At 63.8% G+C, this 19986-nt stretch carries 15 protein-coding genes, 1 tRNA gene and 1 pseudogene; 3 read left to right on the top strand and 14 right to left on the bottom strand.

The window, feature by feature from the left end; genetic code table 11:
- Positions 1-219: 219 nt before the first annotated feature.
- Positions 220-2694 carry a transglycosylase SLT domain-containing protein gene (locus ABIF91_RS32620; protein ID WP_028179704.1) on the top strand — a complete coding sequence of 825 codons (2475 nt, stop codon included), beginning with the start codon at positions 220-222 and terminating at the stop codon, positions 2692-2694.
- Between the two features lie 480 nt (positions 2695-3174).
- On the opposite strand, the gene ABIF91_RS32615 is transcribed toward ABIF91_RS32620, so the two are convergent.
- Positions 3175-4755 (bottom strand): porin, encoded by a 1581-nt coding sequence (locus ABIF91_RS32615; RefSeq protein WP_035693746.1) that lies wholly within the window; start codon positions 4753-4755, stop codon positions 3175-3177.
- Positions 4756-5586: 831 nt separating this feature from the next.
- Between ABIF91_RS32615 and ABIF91_RS32610 the strand changes: the two genes are divergently transcribed.
- Positions 5587-5679, top strand: a tRNA-Ser gene (locus ABIF91_RS32610).
- Positions 5680-5939: 260 nt separating this feature from the next.
- Here the strand turns inward: ABIF91_RS32610 and ABIF91_RS32605 are convergent.
- From ABIF91_RS32605 to istA, 3 genes and pseudogenes are all read right to left on the bottom strand, one after another.
- Positions 5940-7283 carry an IS1380-like element ISBdi2 family transposase gene (locus ABIF91_RS32605; protein ID WP_424578699.1) on the bottom strand — a complete coding sequence of 448 codons (1344 nt, stop codon included), beginning with the start codon at positions 7281-7283 and terminating at the stop codon, positions 5940-5942.
- A 120-nt stretch (positions 7284-7403) separates the two neighbouring features.
- Entirely contained in the window at positions 7404-8171 is a 768-nt protein-coding gene (gene istB / locus ABIF91_RS32600; protein ID WP_038952109.1) for an IS21-like element IS1631 family helper ATPase IstB, read from the bottom strand.
- A 4-nt stretch (positions 8172-8175) separates the two neighbouring features.
- Positions 8176-9000, bottom strand: a pseudogene (gene istA, locus ABIF91_RS32595) (IS21-like element IS1631 family transposase); the annotation flags it as partial.
- Between the two features lie 59 nt (positions 9001-9059).
- On the opposite strand from istA, the gene ABIF91_RS32590 reads away from it, so the two are divergent.
- Positions 9060-10286 carry an IS256 family transposase gene (locus tag ABIF91_RS32590; protein WP_038960272.1) on the top strand — a complete coding sequence of 409 codons (1227 nt, stop codon included), beginning with the start codon at positions 9060-9062 and terminating at the stop codon, positions 10284-10286.
- A gap of 343 nt (positions 10287-10629) precedes the next feature.
- On the opposite strand, the gene tnpB is transcribed toward ABIF91_RS32590, so the two are convergent.
- From tnpB to ABIF91_RS32540, 10 genes are all read right to left on the bottom strand, one after another.
- A complete protein-coding gene (gene tnpB / locus ABIF91_RS32585; RefSeq protein ID WP_060907863.1) occupies positions 10630-10938 on the bottom strand; it encodes an IS66 family insertion sequence element accessory protein TnpB in 309 nt (102 codons plus the stop codon).
- Entirely contained in the window at positions 10935-11333 is a 399-nt protein-coding gene (locus tag ABIF91_RS32580; RefSeq protein ID WP_026192391.1) for a transposase, read from the bottom strand. Before ABIF91_RS32580 ends, tnpB begins: the two co-directional genes overlap by 4 nt.
- A 661-nt stretch (positions 11334-11994) precedes the next feature.
- Positions 11995-12261: a hypothetical protein gene (locus ABIF91_RS32575; protein ID WP_028180834.1), complete on the bottom strand. Its 267-nt coding sequence runs from the start codon at positions 12259-12261 to the stop codon at positions 11995-11997.
- A gap of 1508 nt (positions 12262-13769) precedes the next feature.
- Complete coding sequence (gene gatB / locus ABIF91_RS32570) at positions 13770-15248, bottom strand: Asp-tRNA(Asn)/Glu-tRNA(Gln) amidotransferase subunit GatB (RefSeq protein WP_028180837.1); 1479 nt, start codon at positions 15246-15248, stop codon at positions 13770-13772.
- A complete protein-coding gene (locus ABIF91_RS32565) occupies positions 15245-15547 on the bottom strand; it encodes a hypothetical protein (RefSeq protein ID WP_028180838.1) in 303 nt (100 codons plus the stop codon). The genes gatB and ABIF91_RS32565 overlap by 4 nt, the downstream gene beginning before the upstream one ends.
- Positions 15538-17013 carry an Asp-tRNA(Asn)/Glu-tRNA(Gln) amidotransferase subunit GatA gene (gene gatA, locus ABIF91_RS32560; protein WP_028180839.1) on the bottom strand — a complete coding sequence of 492 codons (1476 nt, stop codon included), beginning with the start codon at positions 17011-17013 and terminating at the stop codon, positions 15538-15540. Before gatA ends, ABIF91_RS32565 begins: the two co-directional genes overlap by 10 nt.
- Complete coding sequence (locus tag ABIF91_RS32555; protein ID WP_027547180.1) at positions 17010-17222, bottom strand: hypothetical protein; 213 nt, start codon at positions 17220-17222, stop codon at positions 17010-17012. Before ABIF91_RS32555 ends, gatA begins: the two co-directional genes overlap by 4 nt.
- Positions 17223-17300: 78 nt before the next feature.
- A complete protein-coding gene (gene gatC, locus ABIF91_RS32550) occupies positions 17301-17588 on the bottom strand; it encodes an Asp-tRNA(Asn)/Glu-tRNA(Gln) amidotransferase subunit GatC (RefSeq protein WP_008548395.1) in 288 nt (95 codons plus the stop codon).
- Between the two features lie 139 nt (positions 17589-17727).
- On the bottom strand, positions 17728-18804 hold the full coding sequence (locus tag ABIF91_RS32545) for an NAD(P)H-dependent flavin oxidoreductase (RefSeq protein WP_424579604.1): 1077 nt from the start codon (positions 18802-18804) through the stop codon (positions 17728-17730).
- 145 nt (positions 18805-18949) lie between these two features.
- Positions 18950-19966 (bottom strand): NAD(P)H-dependent flavin oxidoreductase, encoded by a 1017-nt coding sequence (locus ABIF91_RS32540; RefSeq protein ID WP_028180841.1) that lies wholly within the window; start codon positions 19964-19966, stop codon positions 18950-18952.
- Positions 19967-19986 lie beyond the last annotated feature (20 nt).

The following is a 19986-nucleotide window of genomic DNA, read 5'->3' as shown; positions in this document are numbered from 1 at the left end:
TCCGTACGCGGCTATCTCTTGAGCAAGCCCCATTCATATCGGGTCTATCCTGCCGGTAAAAGGCCCGCTTCCGGGTGAGGGCAACCTTTAGGCCGCGATTTTGCCGCGGTGATGGTGCAAATCGACCCGAGGTAAGCGGCTGTTGGTATTTTGTCCGCATATTCAATCAAACTTAGCTAGGTCTTGAGCCACTTCACTGATTCGGGGCGACGAAACGCCGTGACCTCCTTTGCTCGTGCCGCATGGCGATCCACCGGTCTGGTCGTGTGTCTGACGGCAGGGCTGTCGCTGGGTTGCGCCGCCCTCGCCAAGTCCAATGAGACGACCGCGGAGACGGGCAACAAGGAGACCGCGAAGCCAGCCGCCAGGGACGCCGCGAAGGGACCGGCCAAGGACTCGAGCAAGGGCGCGGCCAAGGAGACAGCGAAGGAAACAGCCAAAGGCACGGTCCAGGGAGCCGGCAAGGACGCAGCGAAGGGCGCGAGCAAGGGTGGCACCCCGGCCAAGGAAGGCGCGAAGACGCCAGCCAAGGATGCTGCCGCTAAGGAACCGGCGAAGGACAAGCCGAAACCCGCGGCAGCGGTCTCCTCGCCGAAATCTCACCCGGCGAGCAACGGATCGCCGCCCAAGCCCGCAAAGACCGCACCCGCGCCGGCCGTGACGGCCATCGACAGGCCCACCGCCCCGACCGCCGCCAGACCGCTCGCAGCTCCCGTGCTGGCCCCTGCGACCCGCCAGCATGCGGCGCCACGCAAGCCGGTCATCCCGGCCGCGGTTGCGGCGACATCGTCGACGTCGCAAGCCGACAAGGACACGCTCGAGAGCGTCATCGAGCTCGTACGCAAACGCAAGGCCGGCGACGCCGCCGATGCCGCCGCCGGCATCTCGGATCCGGTCGCGCGAAAGCTCGCCGAATGGATCATCCTGCGCAGCGAGGACAACGGCGCGACCGTGGAACGCTATCGCGCCTTCATCTCCGCCAATCCGACCTGGCCGTCGCAGACCTTCCTGCGCCGGCGCCTCGAGGCCGCGATGTGGGACGACAGGCGCGACGATTCGGTCGCGTGGTCGTGGTTCGAGAACGAGTCTCCGATCTCCGCCAAGGGCCGCTTCACGCTCGCCAAGGCGATGCTGGCGCGCGGCGACCGCGCCAATGCCGAGCGGCTGGTGCGCGAGGCCTGGCGCAGCGATCCGATGTCGGAGGACACCGAGAACAACGCGCTCGACCAGTTCGGTGCCCTGCTGACGCCGGGCGACCAGAAGGCGCGGATGGACACCCTGCTCTACGGCAGCGAGACCGAGGCGGCGCTCCGCGCCGCAAAGCGCCTCGGCGCCGGCTATGTCGCGCTCGCCAAGGCCCGCATCGCCGCCGTCAAGAAAGCGCCGAACGCGCGGGCGCTGCTCGACGCCGTGCCGCGCGAGCTGCACAATGACCCCGGTTACATCTTCAGCAAGATCCAGCTCCTGCGCCGCGAGGAGAAGTTCGCCGAGGCCGCCCAGCTGATGCTGTCGGCGCCCAAGGATCCGGGTCGCCTTCACAATCTCGACGAATGGTGGATCGAGCGGCGCCTCCTGGCGCGCAAGATGATCGACACCGAGGAATTCCGCACGGCCTATCTGATCGCGCGCGATGCCGCCCTGCCCTCGCGCGACATCTACAAGACCGAGCAGGAGTTCACCGCCGGGTGGATCGCGCTGCGATTCCTCAACGACCCCGCGACCGCAACCCAGCATTTTGCCCGCATCGGCGTCGGCAGCGTCAATCCGACCGCGCTGGCGCGCGCCGGCTATTGGCAGGGCCGTGCGGCCGAAGCGATGGGGCGTCAGCAGGAGGCGCGCAACGCCTATGCACGCGCCGCCGAACAGTCGACCAGCTATTACGGCCAGCTCGCCCGGGCCAAACTCGGCTTGCCGCAGATCGAGCTCAACAGCCAGCCGCGCGGACGCGGCGCCGAGCGGCTTGAGATCGTGCGCGCGGCGCATCTGCTCTACGAGCTCGACGAGCGCGAGCTCGCGGTGCCCATGCTCGCCGACATGGGCGAGAACGGCGATCCCGAAGCGCTTGCCGGCCTTGGCGAGCTCGCCCAGCGCTACGGCGATGCACGGGGCATGCTGCTGGTCGGCAAGTCTGCCCTCAACCGCGGCCTGCCATTCGACTTCTACGCCTATCCCGTCAACGGCATTCCGCAGTTCACGCCGATCGGCCCCGACGTCGAGCGCAGCATCATCTATGCGATCGCGCGACAGGAGAGCGCGTTCAATCCACGCGTGGTTTCGCCGGCGCAGGCCTATGGACTGATGCAGGTGACGCCGGACGCCGCCCGCTACGTCTGCAAGCGCCACGGCGCGACCTACGACCTGGGGCGGCTGAAAAACGATTCGGTCTACAACGCCGCGCTCGGCTCGGCCGAGCTCGGCGGATTGCTCGAGGATTATCGCGGCTCCTACATCATGACCTTCGCCGCCTACAATGCCGGCCGCGGCAGCGTGAAGAAGTGGGTAGAGCGTTACGGCGATCCGCGCGATCCGAAGGTCGATGCGGTCGACTGGGTCGAGCTGATTCCGTTCTCCGAGACGCGCAACTACGTGCAGCGGATCATGGAGAACCTTCAGGTCTACCGCGCCCGCTTCGGCGGCGGCACGCGCTTGCAGATCGAAGCCGATCTGCGTCGCGGCGCCGTAAGCGTGGAATGACGCTGCCCCGTTCCGATTCGCGGCCGAGCATGGGGGCGAGCGTCGCCTTCGTCAGGACCTGAGTCGCCGAGGCATATCCGGCGGCCGACCACGATCCTCAGCAAGCCCTTTCGACGCACGCCCTGAGCGCTGCAACCGTTGCGGCCCGATCGGCCGCGCTCGCCGGTGCGCCGGCTGGCAGATGAACCAGTGCCCTGACAGATGAAGGCGTAGGTCGCTCCTGCTGCAGGGCGAAATCGTCGGGGCGCTTGTACGTTTGGGCCGGGCACCGGCGGGCTTCTCTGCGCACCCCGGTCGGAGACCGCTTGCAGCGCATCCCTCCACAGTGACTTCCATCAGGTCGCAACCAAGACCGCGAAATCAACGGAGAGTGGCGGTATCAGGTCGGACCTGCCCCGAGCGAACCAGACATGCGACCGGCAAAAGAAAAACCCCGGCGGTTGCCCGCCGGGGTTCTCTGTCAGGTCGTTAGACCGAACGTTACCAGTTGCGCTGAGCGCGGAGAAGCAGGGTCAGTGAATCCTGATCCTTCAACTCGTAAGCCGCGGCCGGCTTGGCGACCGGGAAGTTGTTGCCGCCGGCGATGACACCCGAATACTTCTGGTCGACGTGGGTCCACGTCAGGTCGGCCGAGAACGTGAGGTTCTTGACCGGGGTCCAGCGGGTGATCACACCAACCTGAGCGATGTTGAAGTCGGGATTGCACGAGGTCACGCCCGCAACCGACGAGAAGACGCCGCCAGCTCCGCAGAGGAAGGTTTTAGCGCCATTGCCGAACTGAGCCTGAGCGTACGCACCGTAGAGCGCGGTGTTCCAGTAGGGATCCCAGTTGTGGGTGTAAGCACCACGGAAACCCCAGGTCTTGACGGTTTCCTGCTGACCACCGTTGATGAACACGGTGTCCGGAGCAGCAACCGCAGCGACGCTCTGGTAGGCAATGCCCGAGCTGCCGTACATGAGGTACGTGCTACCCGCCAAGTTCTGGAAGTTGTAGCGGGTCGCGCCGTCCGTGTAGACGCCCTGGATGTTGATCGTGTCACCCGCGCCGGTCGGGATGTTCTTGATCGACAGAGCGAGCTGAACCGCCCAACCCCACTTGTCGTCGGGATGGCCAGTCGGCTCGGTGGCGCCGTAGTAGGCAACGTGGTTGTCATGCGCCGCAACCGACGCCTGGAAGAGACCCCAAGCCTGGTCGACACGAACCATACCGACGAGGTTCGGAGAACGCGAACCGCCGATGGCGTTGGCACCCAGCGCACCAGTGGTCAAACCGGCGATTGCACTAGCACCCGAGGCAGCCGCAGCACTAAGGTTGAGGTTGCCGGCCTGGTAGTAGGCCGTCGCATCTTCAGCCGAGAACGACGCCGTGACGCCCTGACCGAAGTCAGCGGTGTAGGTGAACTGGTTGACACCAGTGACCGTGCCGCTGCCGCCGACGAGACCGTCGAAGTTGTTGCCGGGATAGTTGGTCCAGGGCGCGTCGAACTGCGACACGGCCTTACCCATGGTGAAGCCGGCGAACTGGATGAAGGCGTAATACACACCGAGCGAGCCGCCCGAGGCACCACCGTCCGTCGGGTTGATCGACGAACCGACCAGCGCAGGCGACGCACCGGCAGTGTTGAGACCCAGCGTGCCGGTATAGGCAGTGCCGCCGAACGCAGAACCCGTGCCCTGATAGCCGCCCGTGGTCCAGGAGAACGTCGCATCGAAAAAGGTGCGGACGACGCCGTATTCTGTCGCGGTGCGCGTGTCGATGTTGAGATCCTGACGAGCGCGCATCGTGTAATAGTTGCTCAGGCGGTTGCGCCCGCTCGCGGGAGATGCAGACTGCGTGCCGTAAATGCTGTTCGTGTTCAGGCCGACTTCAGCGCGCAAATAACCACCCAGCTTGATGCAGGTGTCAGTGCCCGGGATGTAGTAGAACCCGGCTCCATACAGGGAGCAGATCTTCACGTATTCGACCGCCTTGGCCTTCACGGGGAGATCGGCTGCCTGCGCTCCGCCCACGGCGATCAGACCCGCCGCTGAGCCGAGCAAAAGGCTCTTAACCAACTTCATGTTAAACCTCCAAGTTGCTCTTCAGGGAAGGTCACTGACCGGACGGCCAATTCCCAAACCCCCTCTAAATCACCGCTCCGAGTCCCTTCGCGCCTTCGGACACACCCGCATGAACGCGAGGGACTTAAGCGAAAGACCTAAACGGGACGACCTCGGGATGCCCCCCCTCCGTCGCTCAGCCACAATTACCGAACGCCCTTGCACACACAACAAGAGAACGCTCCGAAACGGGCCGATGAAACGTGTTTTCCAACGGGTGTTGCACAAATAACACGCAGATGTGATCAAAGGGCTCTCGCAACACGTTGTTTACATTGGCATTTTTTCGACGGTTCCATCCGCCATCAAAGTTCCCCAAATGAGGCGCCCAGCCGAGACGTCGGCCTGGAGGGCTTTGACGACCTCGAATCGTGGAATCAGAAACGAGACTCAATGAGGCGCTATCGACCGCCTTCCGCGGCGGCCAGTCGGATGCAAGCTGGCCACCTGCTACGCCTGAGGAGCCCGGCAAACACTCTTTATGCTGGCGGATCATTGGAACCAGGCCGGCAGCTCGGCGAGCCGAGACGCAGGGTGCCAAGTCTCTACAGACTCTTCTCGCGAGCCATTGAATTTCCTAGAAAATCGGCTTCCGACGTGAGCAAGGACGTTTCCATGCGGGGAACACCCTTGCAATGTGCCTGAGGTTCAAGCTTCGCGTCCGCTCTCGCAGCGCCACACTCTCGCCGCGACAACAGCCGTCTTGTGGCGAAGATCACTGGGAATATTCGAGCGAAAACACACGCTTCTAAATTGACCGGCCCAAGTAATTAGAGGCATAAGGCTCGCACCGGAGAGGTGGCCGAGTGGCTGAAGGCAACGCTTTGCTAAAGCGTCATACGGTCTCAAGCTGTATCGAGGGTTCGAATCCCTCCCTCTCCGCCACCCAGCAGCAGAATCCCCCGCGGGTCACTTCAAATTCCTCCGGGTGTGGTCAGTCAAATTCCTCCACCCGCGAGGCAGGACAAGGGACTGTTAGCCCGTCCTATTCGTGAGAGTGCGGCTTTTGGGCCCGATTGATGCGGCCGCACATCTTGTCTGACGAGGCGCACAGGATTGCCTTCGGCTTTTCGCCGCCTGACGACCGGTACTTTGCAACGCGCTTGAGGGATGGGTTGGGCGAACGGGGGCGGACGCCCCGCCGGTCAAGGACCGAGCGGCAGCAGCGCGCCGGGCAAGCCGCAGATCAGGTCGGCTTCGGGACATGCCGCGGCAAACGCAAGGCGAATGCGGCTCGTGGTCTCGACGACACGGGCGGCGATTTTCAAGAGCCGAAGACGCAGCGTCGCGAACTCGGCAGCGGCCAATTCCCGGACTTTGGGAATGGCGTCGCGCACGGTCAGCATCAGCCAATAAGCGGCCGTATGGAGCACGAGACGGACCTGGTTGGCGAGCGCCGAACGGCAGCTGGTGCGGTCGGAGGCGAGCTGCGTCTTATGCAGCTTGATCAGATTCTCGGCTTGGCCGCGCGCGCAATACAGGCTGTCGTAGATCCACTCGGCCGAGCCGACATCGAGGCTGGTGACGACGAAACGGATGTCGAGGCCGAGCATCGTCGCCTCAATACGGGCGACGGTGCGCCGTTCGCGATCCCAGGACTTTGCCTTGTGGCGCGTCTCGGTATAGCCACGCAGAACCGGCAGGTTCTCGATGGCGCGTCGGGTGCGGATGTCGTCGGCGACCTCGTCGACTTTTCTGGCGAGAGGCTTGGTGCCGGACAGACCGAAGATGTAGTCGATGCCGTTGGTCTCGCACCACGCCATGGCCTCCGGCCGGGCATAGTGCCCGTCGCCACGGAACGTAATTCGCGTGTTGTGCCACCGCGTGCGGATATGCCGTACCAGGCGGCGCAGAAGGGCACGCACCTCGACGCCGCCCGGCGTCTTGCCGGGCCTCAGCACGACCGCCACGGGACGGCTCTTCTCCGTGTCGTAGACGTGGATCGGCAGGAAGCAGCGTTCGTCATAATGAGCGTTGAACAGCGAGAGCTGCTGATGGCCGTGGACGACATCGCAGGTATCATCGATGTCGAGCGTGACGGATGCCGGCTCGCGCGGGTAGCTATCCATCCATGCGTCGACCAAAATGTAGGTCAGTCGGATCACGTCGCGCAGGCGCGGAGCATTCTCCAGCCGCGACAGCGTCGGTTGGGAACACAGATCGCGGCCCGTGTCCGGCAGCCGTCCGCACGCCAGCTTGAATGCGGGATCGGACCGCAGATGATCGAGGTCGTCGGCGTCCTCGTAGCCGCAGCAGATCGCGAACATGCGCGCGCGGAACATATCGACAAGGCTGTGCACGACCCGCGTCGGATCGCGCCGATCCGGGAACACCCGGGCCAGATTGTCGGCCAAGCCGAGACGCCGCTCGGCCATCGCCAGAAGCATCACGCCCCCGTTCGAGGTCAGGCGACCGCCATCGAAGGCAGCTGTGACTTTCTTGGCGTGAACGGCTGGAAACGAGAAGGGCGGAATCGTATCGTCGGTCATGGCGGGCGTGGCGTTCGCGGTTGAAGGTGATGGGGTGGCTTCGCAACCGAATCCTACGCCGCATCAGCGCTTTACACCACGCTCGCCAGCCCTCAGGCGCACTCTTACGAATAAGACGGGTTAGTTTGAGTTTGTTTCCCGGGCAAGAGCTTCAGCGGCTTCTTTGAGCCGATAGCTGCGTCCGTCGAACTCAAGCAGATGGCAATGATGCATAAGGCGATCGAGGATCGTCGTGCTCATAGTGTTGTCCCCAAGGTATGCTCCCCAATCCTGCACGACGCGATTGGAGGTGACGATGACGCTGCGGCGCAGTTTGTAACGCTGATGGATCAGGGTCTGCAGCAAAGTGCCGGCGTCGTCGGGGATGGCGCGTGCGAGGAATAGATCGTCCAGCACGAGGAGATCGCAGTCGATGATGGTTCGCAGCCGGACCTCGCGTTGTGCCGGAGAGTTCAGGGCGTAGCGATGGAAGAAGTCGTCGGTCTCAAGATACTGGACCTTGTGGCTTTGCAGGATCGCCTGATAGGCAATCGCCTTGGCGATGTGCGACTTCCCGGTGCCAGGTTTGCCAACAAGCAGAGCGTTCTCGCCAGCGGCAATGAACGCCAGGGTGTGGAGCTGGAAGCAGGTCTGACGTGGCAGTTTGGGATTGAAGGACCAGTCGAACTCGGCGAGCGTCAGCTTTTCGTCGAGCCCGGATTGCTGGTATCGCCGCTCGATAAGACGGGACTGACGACGGTCCAGTTCATCCTGCAGGATAAGGGAGAAGGTCTCGAGGAAGGGCTGGTTGGCGCCCTGCGCCTGGAGCACGCGCGTCTGCAGCGTGTCGCGGACACCCGACAGGCGCAGCTGTCGTAGGCAACGCTCAATTTCCGGCATGGTCATCATGTGGCTAGGTCTCCAGTTTAAGGTGAGAAGGTGCAGCGGGAGCGCTCGTGGCGCCGGAGTTGGCCGGGGTTGCGCAGGCGACACGAGCGCGGATTGCCGTGGCGTGATCGTCGTGAGCCTCGGCCTGCCGACCATTGTCGTCGGCGTCGCGCCGCACAGCGCGGCTGAAGAGGTCGCCGTATTCCGCGGGGGTACGGATCAGCGGATGATCCTGGGTGAGCGGCGATGCCGGCTGTGGCGTCACTCCAACCTGCTCGATCGCCTGTTCGAACAACCGCTCGACGGTCGCACGCACGTGCTTGTAGCGGTAGATGCGGTTGTCGATGGCGTGCGCGCAGGCCTGCTCGACCAGCCGCGCCGGATACTTCCGGCCCAGCCCGACAATGCCCCACATCGCGCGCTGTCCGGGGCGCCCTTCGGTGTCGAACACCTGCTGGCACAAGGCCCTGGTCTGCGGTCCGATGCGCTCGGCGCTCGCCAGCAGCACGGCGGTTTGCCGCGACGGGTTGAACGGCCGTTCGCTGGTCGGCAGGACGACAGAACCGGGGTGCGCCATCCGGGAATGAACACGCAGCAGCGCACGGGTGTGGCGATCACGGATCTCGATCGTGGTGGTGTAGATGCGCACGACGACCTGGCTGCCGATCGGCGCGGGCCGCGCGGCGTAATAGCTGTTGTCGACGCGTACGGTGGTGTCGTCGCAGACAGTCCGGACGACTTCGGTGAAGATGCGGAAGGGAGCGACAGGCAGCGGCCGCAGGTGCGGCTTCTCTTCCTGGAACATCGCCTCGACCTGACGGCGCGTGCTGCCGTGGATGCGTTTGGAGAGGGTGTCAGTAACTCGGTGTAAGATGGTTTCTGTGAGTTTACCTTTGACAGGAGACTCACATGGCTACGGATTTTTCACCTGAGATTTTGGACCAGCTTCTTGCCGGGGGCAGCCTCAAGCCAGAAGACTTAGCCGGCGAAGACGGGCTTTTCAGACGACTGAAGAAGGCGCTTCTGGAGCGCGCACTGGGTGCGGAGCTGACCCACCACCTTGGCTATGAGAAGGGCGACCCGGCGGGCCGCGGGTCGGGCAACAGCCGCAACGGCACAAGCAGCAAAGCGCTGTTGACGGACGACGGCGAGATCGAGATCGAGGTGCCGCGCGACCGCGCCGGCACGTTCGAACCGGTGATCGTCGCGAAGGGCCAGACCCGCTTCGACGGCTTCGACGAGAAGATCATCAGTCTCTACGGGCGGGGCATGACGGTACGGGAGATCCAGGGCCATCTGGCCGAGCTCTACGGCACCGAGGTGTCCCCCGATCTGATCAGCAAGGTCACCGACGCGATTCTCGACGAGGTCCGCGAATGGCAGAGCCGGCCGCTGGAAGCGATCTATCCGGTGGTCTTCTTCGACGCGCTCAGGGTCAAGATTCGCGATGAGGGGATGGTCAAGAACAAGGCAGTCTACGTCGTGCTGGGCATCACTGCATCGGGCGAGAAAGACGTGCTCGGGCTTTGGATCGAGCAAACCGAAGGCGCCAAATTCTGGCTCAAGGTCATGAACGATCTGAGGAACCGCGGCGTCGCCGACATCCTGATCGCCGTCGTCGACGGTCTGAAGGGCTTTCCCGAGGCGATCAACAGCGTCTTTCCCAAGGCGATGGTCCAGACCTGCATCGTGCATTTGATCCGCAACAGCCTATCCTTCGTGTCCTGGAAGGATCGCAAGGCGATCCTTCCCTCGATCAAGGCGATCTATCATGCCGAGAATGCCGACGCCGCTCTGCTCAGGCTCGAGGACTTCGAAGCCGAGTGGGGCAAGCGCTATCCCGCGATCGGGGCGGCCTGGCGCCGGGCGTGGGAGCACGTCATTCCGTTCTTCGCCTTCGCGCCGGAGATACGCAAAATGATCTATACCACCAACGCGGTCGAGGCGCTGAACCGTTCGCTGCGCAAGATCATCAAAACACGCGGCAGCTTCCCCAACGACGAGGCGGCGATGAAGCTGCTTTACCTCGCCATCAGAAATGCCGGCATCCATTGGCGACGACCGGTTGCATGGACGGCCGCAATGGGCCAGTTTGCCATCCAGTTCGGCGAGCGCTTTGCAGGCTCAGCGGACTGACCCCATGGGGTCAGTCCGCTGACCCCGCAAACCCCTCACAGAGACGCTCTTACACAAAACTTCTGACACTCCCTGCCGCCGCCATCAAGGTAACTGCCCAGCGCAGCCGATGGGAGCATGACGACTCATACCTCAGCCCGCCCGAACTGGCCCGAAGGCTCGAGATTCCAGTAAACTGGCTCTATGTTCAGATCCGAACCAAGCGTTTGCTAATTGATCGCCAGCCCAGCGGCGCCTATCTCTTCCCGAATACACCATCCGTTCTTCACGCCATCGGAGACCTTCGAAACCACGTCATCGCGCAACTTGATCTAAGAATCTGTCAGCCTAACAAGGAGGGGCATCAACATGGGTGATCGAACAGCGCTTCGAACTGCACGCGCGTCAGATGCATGACGCCGTCGCTGATCTGCGGCCACTCGAAACGACCATCGCGGCCAAGGCGCTTGTAGACCAAAACGAGGCCCGTGCCGTCCCATAGCAAAATCTTCAGCCGGTCGGCGCGCTTCGAACGAAAAACCACGATCAGGCCCGAATGCGGATCGAGCCCAAGCGTGTTTTGCACAAGACCGGCCAGCGCGTCGTGCCCGCACCGGAAGTCAACAGGACGCACAGCAAGCACAATCCGCAGTCCCTGCGCCGGAATGATCATGCGCCGCGCTCGATCGCAGTCACGATCTCCGCGATCCGCACCGCCGACACGTCCGCATCCAGGCGGACCGAAACCTTGCCAATCGTAATCTCGACGGGCCCCTCGCTCTTGCCTGACGCCACTGGATCGCTCAGCTCGATCGACACGAAATCCGCCGCGTCGTCCGTGACCAATGCGAGCCGGCCAGCACGCGCCAATCTGCGCCACGTCGTCAACTGCTGGGCCTTCACACCATAACGCCGTGCGACATCACATACCCGGGCGTCGGGCTTCATGCTCTCGAAAACAGCGCGCCCCTTGATCTCCGCAGACCATAACCGGCCTCCAGAACGCGTCCGGCGCGTAAGCTTCCCCACAAAGCCATCAGCTTCGGCTTCCTCCCCCGATTGTTCCATCGCCTTCAGTCTCCTCTCGGCTCTCTGACAAGCCAAGGATCGCAGAGCGAAAGCCGAAGCGAAACCAGTCAATCAAATAATCAAATGGGAGAAAAGCTCCGCTTACCTTGCTGGCTAAAGGGGTCGAACATAAACGTCCTGCCTGACCGGCTACTGCTGTTCAGCGGCGCTGACGGCGATCATCAGGTGGGGGAGTTTCAAGTGACCATACCCGGGGGATTTTGACCGACCCACGGGGAATCGATCACTGCGTTCTTTCACCTGAAAGCGACCGTGAAGCCGGTGCAGAGCTTCGCGCACGGACGAGCACAGGGCGTTCAGCCCGATTCGCGTGCTCCTTATATATGTGTGCGCGCACCTAGGTACCGGACCGCCATATCCGCCAATGCGAGGGCGATATCAGCACAGCCTCGCCGGCCCACACATTGTACCAGACGCCGCCCTTGCGCCGGCACGGAAAGGACCAGGGCTGAATTCCCGCCTTGTGAAGACGTCCGAGTTCCAGGTCGCACTCGTCGGGAGCGATCTGGATCGGAAGCCATCGTCCATTCGTGTTTTGGTCGCCCATGCCATGCGGTTTTATGCGGCGGCACGATGAGCAAACTTGATTCAGCGCAACCGGACCCACCCGTGCAAACAGGGATCGGAGGCGGTTCTCATCTCAGTGCGCGGAGACCCAGGCCCTCGCCTCGCGCTGGGCGATGGAGATCTCGGCATCCGACATCTGCCCGGCGACTTCCTGGCGCAGCGCCACCGCGTCCTTGCGGCCCTTCAACGCCGCAAGGTTGAACCATTTGTGCGCGGCGACGAGATCGACGATCCCGGAGCGGCCGCTCGCCCAATAGATCCCGCGCTCGAACAGCACGTCCGACAGCGCGCGCGCGTCGATCGGCGTCGCCGTCTCCAGATCGAAAGTACCCTGAAACATCACGCATCCCCTTTATTCTTATGCCGTCCCGCTCCACCGAGCGCGGCTCCCGTCCAAATAGCTGTTCAACTCTTCCCCGAGTCTTCTTGCCCATGCCGTTTGCCGGCTTGTTGGAGGCGATGATGGCGGGCAAATTTGAATGGCAGTTTAAGTATCGCGATGAAGCAGACGTAAACGCGAGCGCGCGAGGCGCGTACGGGAAATTCAAAAAGTCCCTGATTTGCAGGCACTTCTGCAATTCGTCAGATTCGGTTTACCCTGGGATTTTGGCAGATCGATAACCATCGCGCGCAGTGGCGCGTGCTACGGCTCCAATTCATGGAGCGGCGCGCCGTCGTGGCCGCACCCGCCTGTCATTCCCCGCGCAGGCAGGGAATCCAGTACGCTGCGGCCCATCGTTTCAACCACGACCGTCTCGGCGTACTGGATCGCCCGGTCGGAGCCGGGCGATGACACCGCGCCTGGAGAAGCGGCACGCAGACGGCGTGCAATCATGCACAGCCCTCGCCTGCCCCAAGGCAGCGCGGCCACGTCGCAGTCAGATCAGCGATGTCGGGGGGAAAGGAATGCCGGCAATACCCCGGCCTCATGAGAACGAGGGCGTCGGCGAACACGTCAGGACCAGATTCCACTTCGGCCCGAAGGCCTCTCGTGAAATTGCGGAGCTCCTTCCGGAGAACCGCACCGAACGAAGAAAACTCGTTTCTTCTGCCGGACCGCGAAAGAGAACGGTCCGACCGTTGACCTGATGTCTCGCCGACACCCTCTATCGTCGACCAGAACCCTCTAGGAGGCGCTGATGACGTGCCGGCTATCTGGAGCCGGCAACTTCAGAAGCGAAGTTACTTCTTCTTCTTCGCGACCTTGCGGGTCTTCTTCGCAGTCTTCTTCACTGCGCTCTTCGCCTTCTTCGCCTTCGCCTTCTTCGCTTTCTTGGCCATGTTGCCCTCCGATGTGTGAGATGGCTTTAATCGCTGCGTGCACTCGGGGATCGAATGCACTTCATCCCGAATACACCAACACGAAGAAAAAAACAGCGTCTCGCTTAAAGAAGTGTTGACGGCGCAACGCGCGTGCGCTTGGCGAGCGCGACGCAAACGCACCGCACGAGGTGGACCTGCGATCGCGGAGAACACGCGCATCGCCGACGTTCGCGACTGATGCGATTGCAGAAAAACACTATGCAGCAAGTATTTTTCTGCACGCGCGCATCGCACGCGATCGACGCGATGATGTGCATCGCCATTCCCCCGATTGTCTCGCAGAGGCACTTCGCGGACTCTGAGTCGCGAATTTTGGCAACGAAAATATTTTCATCCTTAACGGCGCGAACGCTCGTCTGAGCGTGTGCAAGCCGCCGTTTTGCGCGAATCGCGTGACGGCGATTCGGACGCTGCGGCACTGTCGATCGGGATGAAGTTTGCTGCCGAGGATGCGCGCGAGCGTCGCACCGAGAGCAGAAAGCGAGGCGACGAAGCATGTCCGCCACCTCGTTAGAGCGCGTGAGGCTAGAGGCCGAGCTTGGACTTGAGCAGGTCGTTGACGCTCTGCGGGTTGGCCTTGCCGCCGGATGCCTTCATCACCTGGCCGACGAACCAGCCGAGCGACTGCGGCTTGTCCTTCACCTGCGCGGCCTTGTCGGGATTGGCAGCGATGATGTCGTCGACAACCTTTTCGATCGCCGAAAGATCCGTCACCTGCTTCATGCCGCGGCTTTCCACCAGCGCGCGGGGATCGCCGCCCTCCTGCCAGACGATCTCGAACAGATCCTTGGCGATCTTGCCGGAGATCGTGCCCTCGCCGATCAGGTCGATGATCGCCGCCAGTTGCTCCGCATTGACCGGAGAGCCCGTAACATCCCGGCCTTCCTTGTTGAGGCGCCCGAACAGCTCGTTGATCACCCAGTTCGCCGCCAACTTGCCGTCGCGGTCGCGATTGGCGAGCTTGTCGAGCACCGTCTCGTAGAACACCGCGCTCTCGCGCTCGGCGACCAGCACGCTCGCGTCGTAAGCCGACAGGCCGAAGTCGGCGACGAAGCGCGTCTTCTTCTGATCCGGCAGCTCCGGCAGCTTCGCCTTCAGCGCGTCGACGAATTCCTGGCTGAACTCCAGCGGCAGCAGGTCGGGATCGGGGAAGTAGCGGTAGTCATGCGCCTCTTCCTTGGACCGCATCGAGCGCGTCTCGCCCTTGTTGGGATCATAGAGCCGCGTTTCCTGGTCGATCTGGCCGCCGTCCTCGAGGATTTCGATCTGGCGCCGCGCTTCGTACTCGATCGCCTGGCCGATGAAGGTGATCGAGTTCATGTTCTTGATCTCGCAGCGGGTGCCGAGCGGCCCACCGGGCTTGCGCACCGAGACATTGACGTCGGCGCGCAAGGACCCCTTCTCCATGTCGCCATCGCAGGTGCCGAGATAGCGCAGGATCGAGCGCAGCTTGGTGACATAGGCCTTGGCCTGCTCGGCGTCGCGGATGTCCGGTTTTGACACGATCTCCATCAGCGCCACGCCGCAGCGGTTGAGATCGACATTGGACATGGTCGGCGACCGGTCGTGCAGCAACTTGCCGGCGTCCTGCTCCAGATGCAGCCGCTCGATGCCGATGGTGACGCTGCGGCCGCCGTCGAGCTCGACCAGCACCTCGCCTTCGCCGACAACCGGCGACTTGTACTGGCTGATCTGGTAGCCCTGCGGCGAGTCCGGATAGAAATAGTTCTTCCGGTCGAACACCGAACGCAGATTGATCCTGGCGTTGAGACCGAGCCCGGTCCGGACAGCCTGCCTGACGCATTCCTCGTTGATGACGGGCAGCATGCCCGGCATCGCGGCATCGACCAGGGACACGTGCGTGTTCGGCTCGCCGCCGAATTCTGTCGAGGCGCCCGAGAACAGCTTCGCGTTCGAGGTCACCTGGGCATGGATCTCCATGCCGATGACCATCTCCCAGTCACCCGTGGCGCCCTTGAGAAGCTTGTGCGTGGCCGTGCTCATGTCCTGCTCCCGAGCAGCGTGGCAGCGATCCGCTCCCACTCCGCCTGTAATGAATCCTTTGCCGTGGGCTGACCGGCCTGGCGGTACCAGTAGCCGGCATTGCCGAGATCGCCTTCGACGCGGTGCAAGTAAGCGTGCACCCAGGCGGCCTCACGGCTGCTCTCGTCCTGAACGATTTTGTGCGCGCGGTCCCAGTCCCCCTTCGCGGCCCACCAGAGACCCGCGAGCGGCGCGCTCAGATCCGGCGCGGGCGCCGCGCCGCCGAGGCTCGCGATGAAATCAGCGACATTCACCACCACCTCGCGGGCGTGAAGCGGCCGGCGGCCTGCTCGATCACCTCGCCGAGTGAGAACAGCGTCTCCTCGTCGAACGGACGGCCGATCAATTGCAGGCCGAGCGGCAGGCCCTGCGCGTCCTTGCCGGCGGGCACGGCGATGCCCGGAAGGCCCGCCATGTTCACGGTCACCGTGAAAATGTCGTTGAGGTACATCTCGACCGGATCGGCGCCGCCCTTCTCGCCGATGCCGAAGGCCGCCGACGGCGTCGCGGGGGTGAGGATCGCGTCGACGCCTTTCGCGAAGCAATCCTCGAAATCCTTCTTGATCAGCGTCCGCACTTTTTGCGCACGCAGATAGTAGGCGTCGTAATAGCCGGCCGAGAGCACATAGGTGCCGATCATGACGCGGCGCTTCACCTCGGCGCCAAAGCCCGACGCGCGGGTGTTCTCGTAGAGCTCGATGATGTTCTTGGCCTGCTCGCGCAGACCGTAGCGGACGCCGTCATAGCGCGCGAGGTTGGACGAGGCCTCCGCCGGCGCCACGATGTAATAGGCCGGCAGCGCATATTTGGTGTGCGGCAGCGAGACTTCGACCAGCTCGGCGCCGGCCGCCTTCAGCCAGGCCGCGCCCTCGCTCCAGAGTTTCTCGATCTCGGCCGGCATGCCGTCGAGACGATACTCCCTGGGGATGCCGATCTTCATGCCCTTCACGGACTTGCCGATCGCGGCCTCGTAGTCCGGCACGGGAATGTCGACCGAGGTCGTGTCCTTGGGGTCATGACCGGCCATCGAACGCAGCAGCATCGCGGCATCTCGGACGCTACGCGCGATCGGACCGGCCTGGTCGAGCGACGAGGCGAAGGCGACGATGCCCCAGCGCGAGCAGCGGCCATAGGTCGGCTTGATGCCGACGGTCGCGGTGAACGCCGCCGGCTGGCGGATCGAGCCGCCAGTGTCGGTCGCGGTCGCGCCCATGCACAGCAGCGCCGCCACGGCCGAGGCCGAGCCGCCGGACGAGCCGCCCGGCACCAGCGTGGTGTTGCTGCCGTCGCGCCGCCAGGGATTGCCGACGGGCCCGAAGCAGGAGGTCTCGTTCGACGAGCCCATCGCGAACTCGTCATTGTTGAGCTTGCCAAGCATCACGGCGCCGTCGCGCCACAGCTGCGAGGTGACGGTGGACTCGTATGTCGGCACGAAATTGCCGAGGATCTTCGAGCACGCCGTGGTGCGCACGCCCTTGGTCGCGAACAGGTCCTTGATGCCGAGCGGGATGCCCGCGAGCGGGCCGGCATCGCCCTTGGCGATCTTGCCGTCCGCCTCGCGCGCCATCGCACGCGCCTGGTCGGGCGTCTCCATCACGAAGGCGTTGAGCACGCGCGCGGCTTCGATCGCGGAAAGATGCGCGTCGGTCAGCTCGAGCGACGTGAAAGTCTTGTCGGCGAGACCCTTGCGGGCCTCGGCGAGCGTCAGCGATGTCAAATCGGTCATTTATTGATCGGGCTGCAGAAGAACGGAGACAGGGTCTTGTCGTTGGCCGGGTCGTCTTTTTTGGCGGCGGCTTTCGCAGCGGCCTCGATCTCGTCGAGCACGGCATTGACGGCGACATTGGGGTCGGCAGCCTTGCCCTGCCGCTCCATCTTGTCGAGATAATTCATGTAGGCCTGATAGGCCTTCTCATCGTCGCAAAGCAGACACATCGGACCACGTCCTAAGACTCTTTGTTTGACGCGTTTTCTTCACGCGAACCGGCTTCCACTTCGCTCGAAAACGCCATGCTACTCGACGACCTTCGGCACCAGGAAGAAGTGACCTTCGGTCGCGGGCGCGTTAGCAACGATATCGTCGGCGATCTCGCCGTCATTGACCACATCCTGGCGCTTCTTCATCTGCATCGGGGTGACCGAGGTCATCGGCTCCACGCCCTCGACATTGACCTCCGAGAGCTGCTCGACGAAAGCGAGCATGGCGTTGAGCTCGCCCTGCAGATGCGGAACCTCGTCCTCGGAAACCGCAATGCGCGCCAGATGCGCGATGCGGCGGACGGTAGCGGCGTCGACGGACATTATATAAGGCCTCTCACGGCAAAACCCATGTGCCGTATAGCAGAGGCCGCTTTTGCGCCGCAACCGGCGCTAGCGCATGATCCGGAAAAGTGTGAAGCGGTTTTCCGAAAAGACCATGCGCAAACAAGAACCTGGAGGCCTATCCGGCCAGCGCTTTCAGCCGAGCCAAGGCCGATTTGGCGAGATCCCGGGTCAACTCGGCGGCGGGGACCTCGCGGCCCAGCGCAACGGCCTGTCCCGCCCAGAGATTGGTGAAATCCACCCTGCCCTGCTTTTCGGCGGCGGCCTTCAGCGGCCCCAGCGCGGTCGCGGCATGGGGAAACGGCGGCGCATCCGGCGAGACCGGGCCGGCCTCGCGCATCAGGCGGTTCTGGACGCCGCGCGCCGGACGGCCCGTCATGACATTGGTGATGACGGTGGAATCGTCCCGCGCTTCAGCGAGCGCGTTGCGGCCGCCCGCGCTGAGCCTGGATTCCGGACAGCGCAGATAAGCGCTGCCGATCTGCACGCCGGATGCGCCGAGCGCGAAGGCCGCGGCGATGCCGCGTCCATCGGCGATGCCGCCCGCCGCGATCACCGGCACCTTCACGGCATCGGCAACCTGCGGCACCAGCGCGAAAGTGCCGGGCTGTTCTGCGATCCTGTCGGTCAGGAACATGCCGCGATGACCGCCCGCCTCGGCGCCTTGCGCGATCACGGCGTCGACGCCGCGCTCTTCCAGCCAGACCGCTTCCTTGATTGTCGTGGCGGACGAGATGACGAGACAGCCGGCCGCCTTGACCCGCTTGAGCAGCGCCTGCTCCGGCAGGCCGAAATGGAAGCTGACGACCTCCGGCTTCAGCTCCTCGACAACCTCGCAGAACGCCGCGTCGAACGGCGCACGGTTCGCCGCAGCGATCGGCGCCGCCGGATCGAGACCATGCTCGGTGTAGTAGCTCGCGAGCCGCTGCTTCCAGCGCGCTTCGGCCTCGGCTGTCAGCTCGGCCGGCGTGTGGCAGAAGAAGTTCATGTTGACCGGCGCCTTCACGCGCTGACGGATGAGACCGACCTGCTCGCGCGCTTTCTCGGCCGAGATCATCGCGCAAGGCAGCGAGCCCAGTGCCCCGCCTTGCGCGGCCGCAATCACCATTTCCGCATCCATCGCCCCCGCCATCGGCGCCAGCACGATCGGGAATTCGGTCTTGAACAGATCGATCAGTCGACGGTCAGGCCACATGGTTGCTCTCTCTCGTTCTTTCTTACCCTCCCCTGGAGGGGGAGGGTCGATCGCGCGAAGCGCGAGCGGGGTGGGGTGACAGTCTCTCCACGGAGAATCTGCCCGTGCGGAGAGATCACCCCACCCCGCTACGCATTTCGCTTCGCTACATGCGCAGCGACCCTCCCCCTCCAGGGGAGGGTGAGGAATTCCGTGCCGCTATCACAGAATTCCGCCGCCCTTCCAGCAACTGCTCCGCCTCCACGACGATCCGCGCAACGATCTCCGCCGCCGGGGGAATATCATGAATCAGCCCGACCGCCTCGCCCGCGATCACGGCTGCGACATCGAAATTGCCGGCTGCCTTGGCGGCGGCATAGTCCGCCGCAACTGCGGCGACATTCTGCATCAGCTCGACCTCGCGGCCGATCCAGCGCCGGGCGTGATCATTGATCAGGCACCGCCCGGTGAAGGGCGCCGGCCAGACGTTGTTGCGCGAGAGATCGAAGATGATGCCGCGCACGGTCGAGCCGCTGTTCGCCGCACAGATGCGCCGCTTCGCTTCCTCCGCGCCGTCGGCCTCCTGGCTCGCATAGAAGCGCGTGCCGAGCAGCACGCCGCTAGCGCCCAGCATCATCATGGCGGCGAGCCCGCGCCCGTCGGCGATGCCGCCGGCCGCGACCACCGGTACGCGGCCTGCGGCGAGATCGACGATCGCCGGCACGAGATCGAGGGTGGTGCGCGAGGCCCCATGCCCGCCCGCCTCCGTTCCCTGCACGATCAGAACATCGGCGCCGGCATCGAGCGCCTGTCGCGCCATCGCCTCGTCCTGGACCTGACAGATCAGGCGTGCGCCGGCGGACTTGATCCTGGGCGCGAACAGCGCGGGATCGCCGAACGACAGCATGATCGCCGATGGCTTCACGCCGAGCGCAATGTCGAGAAGATCGGGCCGCTTGGCGAGGCTCCACGTGATGAAGCCGATGCCGAACGGCGCACGCAGTTCGGCGAGCTTCGCAGTCTCCTGCTCCAGCCACGCTCGCTCGCCATAGCCACCGCCGAGAATGCCGAACCCGCCGGCGCGGCTCACAGCCGCGACCAGGCGGCTGCCGGCGACGACATCCATCGGCGCCAGCAAGATCGGATGCGCGATCTCCAGCAGCGTGGTCAGCGACGTCGTCATCGGCCTGGCTTCTCCCCGAT

It is taken from the genome of Bradyrhizobium sp. USDA 241 (genome assembly GCF_049739505.1).
Lineage (GTDB): Bacteria > Pseudomonadota > Alphaproteobacteria > Rhizobiales > Xanthobacteraceae > Bradyrhizobium > Bradyrhizobium liaoningense.
This window is presented reverse-complemented; position numbering and strand designations above follow the sequence as displayed.